Raw genomic sequence first — 14,344 nt, forward strand, 5'->3', positions numbered from 1 at the left:
GGTGATCCTGCGGCGCCCGACGTTGACGCGACCGCACCGCACGCACAAGGACCGCCCGGTTTCCCGAGCGGCCCTTGCCGAAGTCTGAACCCTGGGCGTGTGGCCTGCCCTCTCGGGCTACCAGGGACGCTTCCAGGGTCTTCGCCGCCAGCCTACGGCCAGGGCTCCGGGTCCGCCGCCTTCCGGCTCGGTGTGGACGCCGCCCGCCCCCGCGGGTCAACCCGGCGGATCTCGACGCGGCGCGGTCGCCCTCTCTCGCCGCCTCGGGCTGCCATGGCACCGCGCGCCTGCCGCTGGACGGCGTCCTCAGCCCGCCACGTCACGTCGGCGTATGCCCATGAGCCCTGCGTATGTCAGTGCGAGGGTGACGCCCAGGAGGGTGAGTACCGGGGGCCAGTTCATGGGGGTGCCGGGGAGCTTGGGGAGGTGGGCGTAGGGGGAGAGGTCCAGGAGGAGGTGGGGGGCGTTGAGGGCGGGACCCACCCAGCCGAGGAGGAGGGTCGCGCTCGCTGCCGCCCAGGCGATGGTCGCCGCGCGGGGGAGGACGCCGTAGAGCAACACCGTCAGGGCGCCGAGGGTCCAGATCGCGGGGAGTTGGATCAGGCAGGCGGCTAGGAGGGCGCCGGGGCGGTGGCCGTAGCCCGCCATGAAGCCGAGGGACGCCAGGAGCATCAGGGCTGTGGAGCCCGCGAAGGCGATCGTCAGGTGGCTCGCCGCCCAGCGGAGGCGGCTCACCGCGCAGGCGAGGACCGGTTCCGCCCGCCCCGAGGTCTCCTCCGAGGCGAGGCGGAGGACCGAGGAGACGATGTAGAGCGCGGCGACCAGACCGAGCATCCCGGTCATCGCGGAGAGGAACGCGTCCTGCGCGCCGGTGCGCCCGCCCATCCGCTCCAGGATCCGCCGTACCCCCTCGTTGTCGCCCATCATGTCCGCCGCGCCCTGGGTGAGACCGCCGTAGACCACCCCCGCCAGGAAGAACCCCACGCCCCAGCCCAGCAGCGCACCCCGCTGGAGCCGCCACGCCAGACCCGCCGCGCCGCCGAGACGACCCCGTGCCGGACCCGGACGGGTCGGCAGGAAGCTCATCCCCAGGTCGCGGCGGGCGGCGAGGATGAAGGCGAGGGCGCCGAGAACCGCACACGCGCCGCCGAACAGCAGCAGCACCCACCACCGCTCCCCCGCGTACGCCCGCAGGTTCTCCTGCCAGCCCAGCGGCGACAGCCAGGTCAGCACGGAGGAACCGTCCGCCCGCGCCGAGTCGCCCGCCGCGCGCAGCACGAACGCCGCCCCGAGCACCGCCGAGGTCAGCCCCCGCGCCAGCCGCGCGCTCTGCGTGAACTGAGCCGCGACCGCCGCCACCCCGGCGAAGACGAGACCCGTCCCGGCGACGCCCAGCGCGAGCGCCACCGCGCCCGGGACGCCGTACGACGCCATCCCCGCGAGAAGCAGCAGCGCCAGCACGCCGTTCGCGACCGCCGCCGCGAGCAGCGCCGCCGTCAGCGGTGCCCGACGCCCGACCGCCGCCGACGCGACCAGCTCCGCCCGCCCGCTCTCCTCCTCGTCCCGGGTGTGCCGTACGACGATCAGCAGACTCATCGCGGCGGCGAGCAGCCCGGCGTACACGCCCGCGCGCCACGCCGTCATCCCGCCCACGGAGTCGTCGAGGAGCGGTCCGGTCAGGGCGCGCAGCGAGGCGTTGGCGGTCATCTGCTGCCGCAGGGACGCGCGTTCGGCAGCCGTGGCGTACAGACCCTTCAGGGTGCCGGGCATGGAGAGGACCATCAGGGCGTTCACCCCCGCCCAGACGGGGATCTGGACGCGGTCCCGGCGCAGGGCGAACCGGAGCAGGGCGGGGGTGGCGGTGAGGGTGGAGGCGGGGGTGGAGACGGGGTGCCGGGTCCCGGGGGTCGTGGTGGTCGCCGTGGTGGTCATCGCGCCGCCACCTCAGCGTCCGTCGCCGTCTCCGTCTCCGCCGGGGTCTCCTCGTAGTGCCGCAGGAACAGCTCCTCCAGCGTCGGCGGGGTGGAGGTCAGCGAGCGGACGCCCACGGCGGTGAGGGCGCGCAGGACGCCGTCCAGTTGATCGGTGTCCACCTGGAGGTGGACGCGGTGACCCTGGACGTCGAGATCGTGCACGCCGGGCAGCTCCGTGAGACCGACCGGGTCGCCGCGCAGCTCCGCGCGGACGCTGGTCCGGGTCAGATGCCGCAGCTCCGCCAGCGAACCGGTCTCCACCGTGCGCCCCTTGCGCACGATGGAGACCCGGTCGCACAGCGTCTCCACCTCGCTGAGGATGTGCGAGGAGAGCAGGACGGTACGTCCCCGGTCCCGCTCCTCCGCCACACAGGACTGGAAGACCTCCTCCATCAGCGGGTCCAGACCCGAGGTCGGCTCGTCCAGGATCAGCAGGTCCACGTCCGAGGCGAACGCGGCGACCAGGGCGACCTTCTGCCGGTTGCCCTTGGAGTACGTACGGCACTTGCGGGTCGGGTCCAGCTCGAACCGCTCGGTCAGCTCCGCGCGGCGCCGCTCGTCCAGACCGCCGCGGAGTCTGCCGTACAGGTCGACGACCTCGCCGCCGGAGAGGTTGCGCCACAGGGTCACGTCACCGGGGACGTACGCGATGCGGCGGTGGATCTCCACGGCGTCGGACCACGGGTCGTGACCGAGCACCTGCGCGGCACCGGCGTCCGCGCGCAGGAGTCCGAGCAGGACGCGGATGGTGGTGGACTTCCCGGCGCCGTTCGGACCGAGGAAACCGTGCACCTCGCCGCGCTCGACGCTCAGGTCGAGTCCGGTGAGGGCGTGGGTACGGCCGAAGGACTTGTGCAGTCCCGAGACCGTGATGGCCTTCGTCATGGAGGCGAACGTACGCTTCTTTCAGAAATTTGTGAAGTTAAGGAATCGTATGAAGTCGGGTTAGGGTGGAGAGATGACGGAGCCGAGGGTGGAGAGTGGGGGCGACCGCGATCCGGAGACGGTGTCGCGCTTCGTGGAGCGGTTCGCGGCGCAGTTGGTCGAGGCGGGGATGCCGCGCATGCCGGCCCGCGTCTTCGCCGCCCTGCTCTCCTCCGACACCGGCACCCTCACCTCCGCCGAACTGGGCGAACAGCTCCGCATCAGTCCCGCCGCCGTCTCCGGCGCCGTCCGCTACCTCGCCCAGGTCCACCTCGTCTCCCGCGAACGCGAACCCGGCTCCCGCCGCGAGCGCTACCGCGTCCACAGCGACCAGTGGTACGAGGCGCTCACCAACCGCGAGGCGATCATCAAGCGCTGGGAGGAAGCCCTCCGGGACGGGGTCTCCACCCTCGGCGCCGACTCCCCCGCCGGGCGCCGCCTGTCCGAGACCCTCGAGTTCTTCGAGTTCATCGAGAAGGACGTGGCGGGGCTGATGGAACGGTGGCGGGCACATCGGGAGGCGGGGCGCGCGGGCTGATCCGGGCGGGGCGCCTGCGGTGCCTGGGGTGCCTTATGCGTCACTCCCCAGGCGTGCGGGACTCCTCCGTGGGCTTCGTCGCCGCCCAGGACGCCAGGAGGCGTAGGGATTCTTCGGAGGGGGAGCCGGGTTCGGCGGTGTAGATGGTGAGGGTGAGTCCGGGTTCGGCGGCCATGTCCAGACCCTCGTAGGCGAGGGTCACCTCGCCGACCGCCGGGTGGTGGAAGCGCTTCGTGCCGGTGCCGTGGTGGCGGACGTTGTGGGCGCCCCAGCGGGTGCGGAACTCCTCGCTGCGGGTGGAGAGTTCACCGACCAGGTCGTGCAGTTCCTTGTCGTAGGGGTCGCGACCCGCCTCCGTGCGCAGGATGGCGACCGAGATGTCGGCGAAGTAGTCCCAGTCCGGGTAGAAGCGGCGGGACGCGGGGTCGAGGAAGTTGTAGCGGGCCAGGTTCGGGGGCTGGGGACCGGCGAAGAGGTCGGCGTAGAAGGCGCGGGCGAGGGGGTTCGCGGCGAGCAGGTCCAGGCGTCCGTTGCGCACGAACGCGGGACCCGCCGTGATCGCGTCCAGGGTCCACTGGAGGCTGCTTCTGGGCGCCCACTGCCGGGTCGCGCGGCGCCGGGGGCGGGTCAGCGCGTCGGTGCCGTCGGCAGCCTGCGCCAGGTGCAGCAGATAGGCGCGCTCGGCGTCGTCGAGCCGGAGGGCGCGGGCGACCGCCTCCAGCACGGACGGGGAGACCCCCGCGAGGTTCCCGCGCTCCAGCTTCGCGTAGTACTCCACGCTCATGTCCGCCAGCGCCGCGACCTCGCTGCGCCGCAGCCCCGGCACGCGCCGCCTGCTGCCCGTCGGCAGCCCCGCCCGCTCCGGGCTGATCTTCGCTCGCCGCGAGGTGAGGAACTCGCGGACCTCCGCACGGTTGTCCACGTCATCGACGGTACGTCCACCGGGCGGGCGGAGGGATGTACTGCCGGTACACCTCTTGACGGTGACTCGCTGTGGGGGCGGGGCGGGGGTTGCATGGGTGGAGTGGCGGGGTGCGTGTGGTGCGTGTGGTGCGCGTGGTGCCGCCTCGCCGGTCTCTTCCGTATCTCCCGTCTCTTCCGTTCTTCCGTTCTTCCGTTCTTCCGTACGTAAGGAAAATCCCATGCGCGGAGCAGTGATCCACGCCCCCGGCGACGTCCGCTTCGAGACGCTGGAGGACCCGAAGATCCTCCGGCCCACCGACGCGATCATCCGCACGGTCGTGACCTGCGTGTGCGGGTCCGACCTGTGGCCGTACCGCGGTCTGGAACCGATCGGCGAGCCGCATCCGATGGGGCACGAGTACGTCGGCGTCGTGGAGGAGACCGGCAGCGAGGTCACCTCGGTCCGGCCGGGACAGTTCGTCGTCGGCTCCTTCGCCACCTCGGACAACACGTGCGCGAACTGCCGCAACGGCTGGCAGTCCTCGTGCGTCCACCGCGAGTTCATGTCCACCTGCCAGGCGGACCTCGTCCGCATCCCCAACGCCCAGGGCACCCTCGTCGCCACCGACGAGCACCCCGACGAGGAGTTCCTCCCCAGCCTGCTCGCCGTCTCGGACGTGATGGGCACCGGCTGGTACGCCGCCCTCGCCGCCGAGGTCCGTCCCGGCTCCACCGTGGTGGTCGTCGGGGACGGCGCGGTCGGGCTCTGCGGGGTCATCGCCGCGAAGGAGATGGGCGCGGAGCGGATCATCGCGATGTCGCGGCACGCGCCCCGGCAGCAACTGGCGCTGGAGTTCGGCGCGACGGAGATCGTGGTCGAGCGGGGCGAGGAGGGCGTGGCCCGCGTGCGCGACCTCACCGGCGGGATCGGCGCCGACTCCGTCCTGGAGTGCGTGGGCACCGCCGAGTCCATGCGGCAGGCGGTGTCCTCCGCGCGACCCGGCGGGAACGTGGGATTCGTGGGCGTACCCCACGAAGTCGCCCTCGACGGGCAGGAGTTGTTCTTCTCCCAGGTGGGGCTGCGGGGTGGTCCCGCGCCGGTACGCCGTTACCTCCCCGACCTGATCGAGCGGGTGCTGTCGGGACGGATCGACCCCGGCAAGGTCTTCGACCTGTCGCTCCCGCTGGAGGACGTCGCGGAGGGATACCGGGCGATGGACGAACGGCGGGCGATCAAGGCGCTGTTGACGCCGTGACCGACGACCTCGTACGCATCGCGCCCCGGGAGGACACACGATGAACCCCACCTACGACTTCCACGGTCAGGTCGCCTTCGTCACGGGCGCCGGGTCCGGCATGGGTCTGGCCACGGCGCGCGCCTTCGCGCGGTCGGGGGCGGCGGTGGCGCTGGCGGACGTCGACGCGGCGGTGGTCGACACGGCGGCGAAGCGGTTGACCGACGAGGGGCACCGCGCCCTGGCGCTGACCTGCGACGTCACCGACGAGGCGCAGGTGGCTGCCGCGGTCGACCGCACCGTGGAGATCTTCGGCCGCCTCGACATGGCGTACAACAACGCGGGCGTCCAGGTGCCGCCCACCGACGCCGCCGAGGAGAGCGCCGACCAGTTCGACCGGGTGAACGCGATCAACCTGCGCGGGGTGTGGGCCGCCATGAAGCACGAGTTGCGGCACATGCGGGCGCGGGGCAGCGGGGCGATCGTCAACTGCTCCTCGCTGGGCGGTCTCGTCGGACTCCCCGGCCGCGCCTCGTACCACGCCTCCAAGCACGGCGTGATCGGTCTGACCACCAGCGCCGCGCTCGAGTACGCCCCGCGCGGTATCCGCGTCAACGCCGTCTGCCCCGGCACCATCGACACCCCCATGGTCGGCGACATGATCGCCAAGGGGGAACTCGACCGCGCCGAGGCGGTCGCCAACCAGCCGATCAACCGCCTCGGCACGGCGGACGAGATCGCGCAGGCGGTGCTGTGGCTGTGCAGCCCGGGGGCGAGCTTCGTGGTGGGCGTGGCACTGCCGGTGGACGGCGGTTATGTGGCCCAGTAGTTGACCTTCCCTCCCTACAACTCTCAAGGAGCATCATGGAATTCATCAAGCGCACCGCCACGGGCAAGGGACCTGCCGACTGGTTCACCGGGGACGTGTGGTGGGACGTGATCGTCGCGGGTGAGGCGCCGTCGCGGCTGCGGGCCAACCTGGTCCGGTTCTCGCCGGGTGCGCGGACGCATTGGCACTCCCATCCGGTGGGGCAGACCCTGCATGTGGTGTCGGGGGTGGCGCTGATCGGGACGCGGGACGGCACGGTGTTCGAGGCGCGTGCCGGGGAGACGGTCGCCTGTCCGCCCGGCGAGGAGCACTGGCACGGGGCGTCCCCGGACCACTTCATGGAGCACATCGCGATGTGGGAGGGGACGGGGGACGGGGCTCCGGAGGCGGTGTGGGGTGAGGCGGTGACGGAGGAGGTGTACGGCGGGGTGCGGCGGCGGGCGTAGGCGCGGGGGCGCTCACGCGGGTGCGGCGGTGGCACGTGGCGTGCCCGGGGTGAAGAAGTTGACGAGGTTGCCGTCGGGGTCGCGGAACAGGAGCGAGCGGTTGCCCCAGGGCATGGTGGTGGGCTCGTTGACGAAGTCCTCGACGAAGGCGCGCAGGTCGGCGTACACGCGGTCCACGTCGTCCACGCGGAACTCCAGGATGACGCTGTGGTTGTCGGCGGGGCGGGCGGAGCCGGGGGCGAACAGGGGGACGGTGCGGGTGGAGCCGATCGCGAGGGTCGCCGAGGGGGTCCTCAGCTCCGCGAAGTCCTCGGTGGCCCAGGTGGCGGGGACGCCGGTGGCGCGCTCGTAGAAGCGGACGAGGCGGGGGACGTCGTCGGTGATGACGCGGGTGGAGACGAACACGGGGTTACTCCTCTGCCGTAGGGCGCTGGTGGCCCGATGACCTGGTGACCGCACGCTACGACCGATACCGGACGGAACCCGCCCGGTATCCGGAGGAGAATTCCCGCCATGCCCCGACCCCTCGCCCGCGTCCTCACCCTCCTGGAGCTGCTCCAGTCGGGCGGCACCCGAACCGTCTCCGAACTCGCCGCCCGCCTCGACGTCGACGAACGCACCGTACGGCGCTACGCCCGGCAACTCCTCGACCTCGACATCCCCGTGGAATCGGTACGCGGGCGCTACGGCGGCTACCGGCTCAGCCCCGGCTACCGCATACCGCCCCTGATGTTGAACGACGACGAGGCACTGGCGGTACTGCTCAGCCTGACCACGGAGGGGGCGAGGGAGACGGCGGGCGACACGGCGCGCGACACAGCGAGGGACACGGCGAGGGAGACGGCGGCAGCCAAGATCCGCCGCGTCCTCCCCGACCGCCTGCGCCGCAAGCTCGACGCGGTGCTCGCCTCCCTCGCCTACACGACCCCGCCCGGAGGGATCGCGGACGCCCCCGACCCCGCGATCCTCCTCCCGATCGCCGACGCGGTGCACCACCACCGCCCCGTCTCGATCCGCCACACCGCCGCCGACGGCCACCGCACCGAACGCACCCTGCACCCGTACGGCGTCGTGGCCCACGCGGGGCGCTGGTACGTGACGGCGGCGGACCTCCTCTCCGGCGAGGACCGCACCTTCCGCCTGGACCGCATCACCGACGCCCGCACCCTCCCCGGCGCCTTCACCCCACCCCCCGACCCCGACCCCGCCCCCACCACCCGCGTCCTGAACGCCCTGGCCACCGCCCCCCACCCCCACCGGGTCACCCTCCACATCCAGGCAACCCCCACCCACATCCACACCCACCTACCCCCCTCCCTCGCCACCGTGACCCCCCTCCCCCCGGACGACTGGTGCCGCGTCACCCTCCACGTCACCCACCTCACCTGGCTCCCCGCCATCCTCGCCGCCCTGAACCGCCCCTTCACGATCGAGCGCCCCACCGAACTCCGCACACTGGTCGAAGAGTTCGCGAACCGCCTGCTGGGCTCCGCCCGCCGGGAGCCACTCCACTGAGCGGCGTCCTCGAGACCACCCGGCAGCCGCCGACGGCGAGAACGCGCCGCGGGGGCCACCCGCGGGTGACGACGAAAGTTGTACGGGTGGTGCGGGTGTCGCGGGCGACGGTGGTCAGCGGGCCACGCGGCGGCTCAAGTGCGTCGCCTTCTCCCGCAGTGCCGACGCCCAGGCGTCCGGTTCCGCCGGTGTCGGCATGCCTGTGCCCACGCCGATCTGTACGTCACGGCGCGCACCCTGCGGCATCGCCGCCAACTCCGTCCAGTTCAGGTCGACTCCGGCGCGTTCCGCCAGGACCAGCACCGTTGCTTGGACGGGTTCCACAGGGTCTCGTCGCCGAGGAGGAAGTCCTGGCTCATCCCGTGAACCCCCGGAGGTACAGCCGGAACCGCGTCGTGTCCTCCGCCTCGAAGCACACCTCCTGCCCCCAGTGAGCGGTGAGCCGCTGCGCGACCGCGATCAGGCGACGGCGGTCCTCCGGGGTGTGGGCGGGGTAACGGACCGAGCCCTGTTCGGAGATCTGGTGACCGAGTTCGCCGAACAGGAGGTTCCGGTAACGGAGTTCCTCCTCGTCGGTCAGCGGAGTGACGGCGTCCTCGGCGGGTCGTATCTGGACGTTGTACAGGTCTCGGATCACGGCAACACACGCTCGCACTCTGCTGGGGGACGGTCCGACGCAGGCTATCGACCGGGGGGGGGATCGTCGTCCGCTCCCCCGCCGGAGGCAACCTCAGCCCGGAGTCACCAGCCGCGCCTCGTACGCGAAGACCGCCGCCTGGGTGCGGTCGCGCAGGCCGAGTTTGACGAGGATGCGGCTCACGTGGGTTTTCACCGTGGACTCCGCGACGATCAGGCGGGTGGCGATCTCGGAGTTGGAGAGACCCTGGGCGATGAGGACGAGGACCTCGGTTTCGCGTTCGGTGAGTTCGCCGTAGGCGGCGTGGGCGGCGGGCATGAGGCGGGGGGTGTCGGAGAGGCGGGAGAACTCGTGGATGAGGCGGCGGGTGACGGAGGGAGCCAACAGGGCTTCGCCCGAGGCGACCACCCTTACCGCTTCCGCCAGTTGGCGCGCCGAGGCGTCCTTCAGGAGGAAACCGGAGGCGCCCGCGCGGAGCGCCTGGTACACGTACTCGTCCAGGTCGAAGGTGGTCAGGACGAGCACCTTCGCCGCCGCGTCCGCCGCGACGATCTCGCGGGTCGCCTCGATGCCGTTCAGTTCGGGCATACGGATGTCCATCAGGACGATGTCCGGGGCGAGTTCGCGGACCCGCGTCACCGCCTCGCGCCCGTTGACCGCCTCGCCGACGACCTCGATGTCCGGCATCGCGTTCAGCAGGACGGAGAAGCCCTCGCGGACCATCATCTGGTCGTCGGCGATCACCACGCGGATCGTCATGACCGGTCCTCGTACAGCTCGATCTCCGTACCCGGCGCCGGGACCGGCAGGAACACGGTCACCTCGTAACCCCCGTCGGCAGTCGGACCGTCGGTCATCTCGCCGTTCAGCATCGCGACCCGCTCCCGCATACCCGTGATGCCGTGCCCGGCGCCCGGGGAGGGCTTGATCAGACTCGGGGCGGGCGGCGGACCGTTGACCACGCGCACGCCCAACCCGCCGAGCACGTAGGCGATCTCGACGCGAGCCGTCGCCCCCGGCGCGTGCCGGAGCGTGTTGCTGAGCGCCTCCTGCACGATGCGGTACGCCGACAGCTCGACGCCCTGCGGGAGTTCGCGCACCGCGCCGGTCACCGTCCTGGTGACCTCCAGACCGGTCTCCCGCACGTTGGCGAGCAGGGTGTCGAGGTCGGCGAGGGTGGGCTGCGGGGCGTCCGGCGCCTCGTAGTCCTCCGCGCGGACGACACCGAGCACCCGGCGCAGCTCGGTCAGGGCGGCGACCGCGTTCTCCCGGATCGTGGCGAACGCCTTCACCAGCTCCGGCGGCGGGTCCTGCACCCGGTACGGCGCGGCTTCCGCCTGGATGGCGACCACCGACATGTGGTGGGCGACCACGTCGTGCAGCTCGCGGGCGATGGTGGAGCGCTCCTCCAGCAGGGTGCGCCGCGAGCGCTCGTGCGCGGTCGCCGTCCGCTGCTCGGTCACCTCGCGGCGAGCCTGGCGGTGGGTGTGCCGGACGGTGACCGCCAGCAGGATCAGCGCCGACAGGAACAGCATCGGCGCGACGTCGGAGGACTCGTGCCAGGCGGAACCGGTCTGCGCGAGGACGCCGTACAGCGCGGTGAGCGCCCACATCCACGCGGCGGTGCGCGGGCGGGTGCGTATCGCGACCACCGTGAGCACGGTCAGATGGGAGAGGAAGCTGCCCGGCAGCCACGGCCAGGCGCCCCAGTCCCCGCCCACGGTGACCGCGGTCACCGTGGTCGCCAGGAGCGACAGCCAGAAGGCGCCCACCGGTCGCGCCAGCGTGAGCAGGACCGGGGCGAGCGCCAGCAGCGCGGCCAGCAGGGCAGCCGGTCCGCCGAAGGTGCCGGCCAGGGACACCAGCGCCGCGAACCCACCGAGAGCGGCGACGACGAGGTGCGGGACCCACGCCGCGTACTCCTTGAGCCGGCCGGGCAGCGCGCGCCCCAGGGCGCCGTCGACAGCCGCGCGGGGCATCGGGCGGTACCCGAAGGCGCCGCTGAACAGGTCCTGCCGCAGCCCGCGCAGCGCGTCCGCCGCGAGCCGGAACTCGGGGCTGCGGGGTCTGTCCTCGCCGCGCGGGGGCGGCGGCTGCGTGTGCGTCGTCATCTCGGTCACGTGAGAGACGGTAGGCGGGGGCGGGGGGTGCGGTCGTCCCCTCGCAGGGGGGTTTCCGGGGGTCCGCCTCAGGTACTACGCGCCGCCCTCAGCGGTGCCGGATGAGCTTCGCGACCTCCGGCGGCAGCGCCTTCCTCGCGTCGTCGGCGACGAGAAGGACACCCCGGGGCGCGTCCTCCAGCGTGATGGCGACGCGGGGGTCCACCCCCTTCACCGCGTACGCGGTCCTCGGCTCCGGCGTCTCCGGTCCGTCCCCGGCGTTCGGGGTGTCGTCGCAGGGCGGGAGAACGGCGGGACCCAGCTTCGCCCCGACCTCGAACTCGGCGTGGGGGACGTCCCCGTACTGCCGCCCGTCGTACGCGACGCGGTACGCGCAGGACTTCGCCGCGCCCCCGCCGTCCGGGGAGGGCGCCCCCGCGCAGGAGGCGCACAGCGCCACGACGGCTGCCGCCAGGAACGCCCTTCGGTACTGATGACTTCGGTACTGGCTCATGCGTGCCACCCCTCCGCCGGTCCGCTCGGTCACGCTCGCTCCGTCACGCTCCTCAGACGACGGAGACCTCCAGTTCGTTCAGACCGCGCAGCACGAACCCCGGTTTGCGGCGCGGCTCCGCCGCGAGGGTGAGGGCAGGGGCGCGGGTGAGGAGCGCGCGGGTGGAGGCGGCGAGTTCGAGGCGGGCGAGGGGGGCGCCGATGCAGTAGTGGATGCCCGCGCTGAAGGAGATGTGGGGGTTGTCGCGGCGGGTGAGGTCCAGGCGGTCGGGGTCGTCGAAGACGGCGGGGTCGTGGTTGGCGGAGCCGAAGAGGAGGGCGAGTTCGGCGCCGCGCGGGATACGGGTGCCGTCGATCTCGATGTCGTCCAGGACCCAGCGTTCGAAGAGCTGGAGCGGGGTGTCGTAGCGGAGCAGCTCCTCCACGGCGGAGGGGATCAGGGCGTGGTCGGCGCGGAGGGCGGCGAGTTGGTCGGGGTGGCGGAAGAGGGCGAGCCAGCCGTTGGCGGTGGCGTTGACGGTCGCCTCGTGACCCGCGTTGAGGAGGAGGACGGCGGTGGAGACCAGCTCCTGCTCGGTGAGGCGGTCGCCCTCGTCGTGGGCGGCGATCAGCGCGGAGATCAGGTCGTCGCGGGGGTCGGCGCGGCGGGCGGCGATCAGCTCGCGCAGATACGCCGAGAACTCCTCCGACGCCCGTACCGCCCGTTCGGCCACCTCCGGCGCCGGGTTCAGCTCGTACATCCCGCAGATGTCCGCCGACCAGGGACGGAGCGGTGCCCGGTCCCCCTCGGGGATGCCGAGCATCTCCGCGATCACCGCGACGGGCAGCGGTTCCGCCACCTCCGCGACGAGATCCCCGCCGCCCTCCGCGACCAGCCCCGCCACGAGCGTGTCGGCCAGCCCCTCCACATACCCCCGCAGCCGCTCCACGGTCCGTGGCGTGAACGCCTTCGCCACCAGGCGCCGGATCCGCGTGTGGTCCGGGGGTTCCAGGTCCAGCATCCCGTGATCGTTGAGCGTGTGGAACGGCTCGTGCTCCGGCGGAGGCGGGGTCCGCCCGAACTCCTCGTGGGAGTACCGGTGTTGATACGTCCGCCCGAGCCGCCGGTCCCGCAGCAGCGCGGACACGTCGGCGTGGTGCGGTACGAGCCACTGGTCAGTCGGCTCGTACCGGATCACCCTGCCCCGGGACCGGAGTTCGGCGTAGGCGGCGTAGGGGTCGGCGAGGAAGTCCGGGGAGGCGGGATCGAAGGTCGCTGACATGGGGGGACGTTAGCCCGTGGGGCGGGGCGGCGGTAGATATGACCCCGCCCGCGCGATGACATGTGTCATCCCCGAGAGATGCCCCCGGACACTGCCTGCGCCGCCGCCCGCCTTCCTAGACTCCGACCATGTTCACATCCCGCAAACCCGGACAGGACGACTCCTGGGAAGGCGTCGTCACCGACAAGTCCCGAGGCATGCTCGACGGCTCGAACATGTACCACTTCGTCCAACTCCGCCTCCCCGACGGCGAGTCCAGGAAGATCAGAATCCCCCGCCGCCTCTGGAAAGAGGTCACGGTGGGCGACCGCCTGGTCAAGCGCCCGGGGTCGGACCCGGTGAAGGAGTAGCGGCTCGGAAGCAGGCGCGGGCAGCGGTCGACTCCGCTTCACGGGCAACAACCTGACGCCTCACCACGCCAGTTGGGCGATCTCCTCCGCCACCACCGCGCACGCGTCCGCCGTCGGGTCGATCAGGGGGAAGTGGCCGACGTCCGCCAGGAGGGTGAGGCCGACGACCTCGCCCGCCTTGGCCGCCGCGTCGGCGAAGGCGTCGGCGAGGGGTTCGGGGACGTCGAGGTCGGCGCGGCCCTGGACGAGGGTGGTGGCGATGCCGGTGGGGAGGAGGAGGGAGGGGTCGGCGTGGGGGAGGCGGTCGGTGAAGTGGTCGGGTCCGCCGAGGAGTTGGACCGCCGCGTTGCCGCAGACCTCCAGTTTCGCCGCGAGGGTGAAGTCCGCGATCGGGGCGAGGGCGACCACACCGCGCAACGGCGCGGGCTCCCGCGTGCGCCAGGGAGAACCGGCGGGCAGGACGTGACGTGCCGCCGCCCACAGGGCGAGGTGACCGCCCGCCGAGTGGCCGGTCAGGACCATGCGGCGGGTGTCCGCCCGGGGAAGCGTCTCGCGCGCCAGGTCGGGCAGCGCGTCGAGGGCGGCGGCCACGTCGTCGAAGGTCTCCGGCCAGCGACCCGCCTCGTCGCCGTCGGACGCGGAACTCCCGCGCCGGTACTCCACGTTGGCCACCGCGAAGCCCCGCCGGGCGAGGTAGTCCGCGAACGGGGTGATGTGGCGTCGGTCGTAACGGGCGCGCCAGGCACCGCCGTGCAGGACGACGACCAGGGGCGCCGGTGACGCCGCCTCCGTGCGCGGGGCGTAGAAGTCGATCACCTGGTCCGGGTGGTCCCCGTACGCCGCCGTGGCATCCGGCTCGACCGGCTCGTGCGAGAACGCCGACTCCTCCTCGGCGGCGGCGCGGGCTGCTGCGGCGTCGTCGTCCGGCATGTCCAACCTCTCAGCGTCGGAACGGAATTCGGGGGGATCAGGTACGGCGACCCACCCCGCCGTTGGCCGGACGGTACCAGGCCGGTCACCGCCCCTCACATGCGGATGTCACGCAGGGTCACCTAATGGGAGCACCTGCCGGTTTTGTACCTCCGCCGGGTCCGGGGACCGCCCGCGAGCGACCCCCGGA

17 protein-coding genes are annotated in these 14,344 nt (G+C 72.4%); 6 read left to right on the forward strand and 11 right to left on the reverse strand.

Annotated elements, in window-relative coordinates; all coding sequences use genetic code 11:
- Positions 1–306 precede the first annotated feature (306 nt).
- Positions 307–1,932, reverse strand: a complete 1,626-nt coding sequence (locus tag IF655_RS00685) for an ABC transporter permease (protein ID WP_199581413.1) — start codon at positions 1,930–1,932, stop codon at positions 307–309.
- Positions 1,929–2,858, reverse strand: coding sequence for an ABC transporter ATP-binding protein (locus IF655_RS00690; RefSeq protein WP_199581414.1), 930 nt, complete (start codon positions 2,856–2,858; stop codon positions 1,929–1,931). Before IF655_RS00690 ends, IF655_RS00685 begins: the two co-directional genes overlap by 4 nt.
- Positions 2,859–2,931: 73 nt before the next feature.
- On the opposite strand from IF655_RS00690, the gene IF655_RS00695 reads away from it, so the two are divergent.
- Positions 2,932–3,435: a GbsR/MarR family transcriptional regulator gene (locus IF655_RS00695; RefSeq protein ID WP_199581415.1), complete on the forward strand. Its 504-nt coding sequence runs from the start codon at positions 2,932–2,934 to the stop codon at positions 3,433–3,435.
- 40 nt (positions 3,436–3,475) lie between these two features.
- Here IF655_RS00695 and IF655_RS00700 read toward each other — a convergent pair whose 3' ends face one another.
- On the reverse strand, positions 3,476–4,357 hold the full coding sequence (locus tag IF655_RS00700) for a helix-turn-helix transcriptional regulator (protein ID WP_199581416.1): 882 nt from the start codon (positions 4,355–4,357) through the stop codon (positions 3,476–3,478).
- Positions 4,358–4,577: 220 nt separating this feature from the next.
- Between IF655_RS00700 and IF655_RS00705 the strand changes: the two genes are divergently transcribed.
- From IF655_RS00705 to IF655_RS00715, 3 genes are read left to right on the forward strand one after another with little or no spacing between them, the layout of a single operon-like run.
- On the forward strand, positions 4,578–5,594 hold the full coding sequence (locus tag IF655_RS00705; RefSeq protein ID WP_199581417.1) for a zinc-dependent alcohol dehydrogenase family protein: 1,017 nt from the start codon (positions 4,578–4,580) through the stop codon (positions 5,592–5,594).
- Positions 5,595–5,634: 40 nt separating this feature from the next.
- Positions 5,635–6,402: a glucose 1-dehydrogenase gene (locus IF655_RS00710; RefSeq protein ID WP_199581418.1), complete on the forward strand. Its 768-nt coding sequence runs from the start codon at positions 5,635–5,637 to the stop codon at positions 6,400–6,402.
- Positions 6,403–6,437: 35 nt separating this feature from the next.
- Positions 6,438–6,848: a cupin domain-containing protein gene (locus tag IF655_RS00715; RefSeq protein WP_199581419.1), complete on the forward strand. Its 411-nt coding sequence runs from the start codon at positions 6,438–6,440 to the stop codon at positions 6,846–6,848.
- Positions 6,849–6,860: 12 nt separating this feature from the next.
- On the opposite strand, the gene IF655_RS00720 is transcribed toward IF655_RS00715, so the two are convergent.
- Positions 6,861–7,253: a VOC family protein gene (locus tag IF655_RS00720; RefSeq protein WP_199581420.1), complete on the reverse strand. Its 393-nt coding sequence runs from the start codon at positions 7,251–7,253 to the stop codon at positions 6,861–6,863.
- Between the two features lie 108 nt (positions 7,254–7,361).
- Here IF655_RS00720 and IF655_RS00725 point away from each other — a divergent pair, with 108 nt between their 5' ends.
- On the forward strand, positions 7,362–8,363 hold the full coding sequence (locus IF655_RS00725) for a YafY family protein (protein ID WP_199581421.1): 1,002 nt from the start codon (positions 7,362–7,364) through the stop codon (positions 8,361–8,363).
- Positions 8,364–8,477: 114 nt separating this feature from the next.
- Here the strand turns inward: IF655_RS00725 and IF655_RS00730 are convergent, their stop codons facing one another.
- The 6 genes from IF655_RS00730 to IF655_RS00755 all read right to left on the reverse strand — a co-directional run bounded on the left by IF655_RS00730 (position 8,478) and on the right by IF655_RS00755 (position 12,874).
- A complete protein-coding gene (locus IF655_RS00730; RefSeq protein WP_199581422.1) occupies positions 8,478–8,687 on the reverse strand; it encodes a hypothetical protein in 210 nt (69 codons plus the stop codon).
- Positions 8,688–8,718: 31 nt separating this feature from the next.
- Positions 8,719–9,000, reverse strand: coding sequence for a hypothetical protein (locus IF655_RS00735; RefSeq protein ID WP_199581423.1), 282 nt, complete (start codon positions 8,998–9,000; stop codon positions 8,719–8,721).
- Between the two features lie 93 nt (positions 9,001–9,093).
- Positions 9,094–9,759: a response regulator transcription factor gene (locus tag IF655_RS00740; protein ID WP_199581424.1), complete on the reverse strand. Its 666-nt coding sequence runs from the start codon at positions 9,757–9,759 to the stop codon at positions 9,094–9,096.
- Positions 9,756–11,111 carry a sensor histidine kinase gene (locus tag IF655_RS00745; protein WP_199581845.1) on the reverse strand — a complete coding sequence of 452 codons (1,356 nt, stop codon included), beginning with the start codon at positions 11,109–11,111 and terminating at the stop codon, positions 9,756–9,758. The genes IF655_RS00740 and IF655_RS00745 overlap by 4 nt, the downstream gene beginning before the upstream one ends.
- A gap of 97 nt (positions 11,112–11,208) precedes the next feature.
- Positions 11,209–11,613 (reverse strand): DUF6281 family protein, encoded by a 405-nt coding sequence (locus tag IF655_RS00750; RefSeq protein WP_199581425.1) that lies wholly within the window; start codon positions 11,611–11,613, stop codon positions 11,209–11,211.
- 52 nt (positions 11,614–11,665) lie between these two features.
- Positions 11,666–12,874 (reverse strand): cytochrome P450, encoded by a 1,209-nt coding sequence (locus IF655_RS00755; RefSeq protein WP_199581426.1) that lies wholly within the window; start codon positions 12,872–12,874, stop codon positions 11,666–11,668.
- A gap of 128 nt (positions 12,875–13,002) precedes the next feature.
- Here IF655_RS00755 and IF655_RS00760 point away from each other — a divergent pair, with 128 nt between their 5' ends.
- Complete coding sequence (locus tag IF655_RS00760) at positions 13,003–13,224, forward strand: hypothetical protein (protein WP_199581427.1); 222 nt, start codon at positions 13,003–13,005, stop codon at positions 13,222–13,224.
- A gap of 60 nt (positions 13,225–13,284) precedes the next feature.
- Here IF655_RS00760 and IF655_RS00765 read toward each other — a convergent pair whose 3' ends face one another.
- Positions 13,285–14,154 carry an alpha/beta hydrolase gene (locus tag IF655_RS00765; protein ID WP_199581428.1) on the reverse strand — a complete coding sequence of 290 codons (870 nt, stop codon included), beginning with the start codon at positions 14,152–14,154 and terminating at the stop codon, positions 13,285–13,287.
- Positions 14,155–14,344 lie beyond the last annotated feature (190 nt).

The sequence above is a fragment of the Streptomyces sp. DSM 110735 genome (assembly GCF_016482685.1).
In the GTDB taxonomy this organism is placed as follows: Bacteria; Actinomycetota; Actinomycetes; order Streptomycetales; family Streptomycetaceae; genus Streptomyces.

Excerpts from the sequence above, each read along its gene's own strand:
- IF655_RS00740 (WP_199581424.1), bottom strand. The coding sequence starts at position 9,759 with ATGACGATCCGCGTGGTGATCGCCGACGACCAGATGATGGTCCGCGAG.
- IF655_RS00715 (WP_199581419.1), top strand. The coding sequence starts at position 6,438 with ATGGAATTCATCAAGCGCACCGCCACGGGCAAGGGACCTGCCGACTGG.
- IF655_RS00725 (WP_199581421.1), top strand. The coding sequence starts at position 7,362 with ATGCCCCGACCCCTCGCCCGCGTCCTCACCCTCCTGGAGCTGCTCCAG.
- IF655_RS00760 (WP_199581427.1), top strand. The coding sequence starts at position 13,003 with ATGTTCACATCCCGCAAACCCGGACAGGACGACTCCTGGGAAGGCGTC.
- IF655_RS00705 (WP_199581417.1), top strand. The coding sequence starts at position 4,578 with ATGCGCGGAGCAGTGATCCACGCCCCCGGCGACGTCCGCTTCGAGACG.
- IF655_RS00685 (WP_199581413.1), bottom strand. The coding sequence starts at position 1,932 with ATGACCACCACGGCGACCACCACGACCCCCGGGACCCGGCACCCCGTC.
- IF655_RS00765 (WP_199581428.1), bottom strand. The coding sequence starts at position 14,154 with ATGCCGGACGACGACGCCGCAGCAGCCCGCGCCGCCGCCGAGGAGGAG.
- IF655_RS00690 (WP_199581414.1), bottom strand. The coding sequence starts at position 2,858 with ATGACGAAGGCCATCACGGTCTCGGGACTGCACAAGTCCTTCGGCCGT.
- IF655_RS00710 (WP_199581418.1), top strand. The coding sequence starts at position 5,635 with ATGAACCCCACCTACGACTTCCACGGTCAGGTCGCCTTCGTCACGGGC.
- IF655_RS00755 (WP_199581426.1), bottom strand. The coding sequence starts at position 12,874 with ATGTCAGCGACCTTCGATCCCGCCTCCCCGGACTTCCTCGCCGACCCC.
- IF655_RS00750 (WP_199581425.1), bottom strand. The coding sequence starts at position 11,613 with ATGAGCCAGTACCGAAGTCATCAGTACCGAAGGGCGTTCCTGGCGGCA.
- IF655_RS00695 (WP_199581415.1), top strand. The coding sequence starts at position 2,932 with ATGACGGAGCCGAGGGTGGAGAGTGGGGGCGACCGCGATCCGGAGACG.
- IF655_RS00745 (WP_199581845.1), bottom strand. The coding sequence starts at position 11,111 with ATGACGACGCACACGCAGCCGCCGCCCCCGCGCGGCGAGGACAGACCC.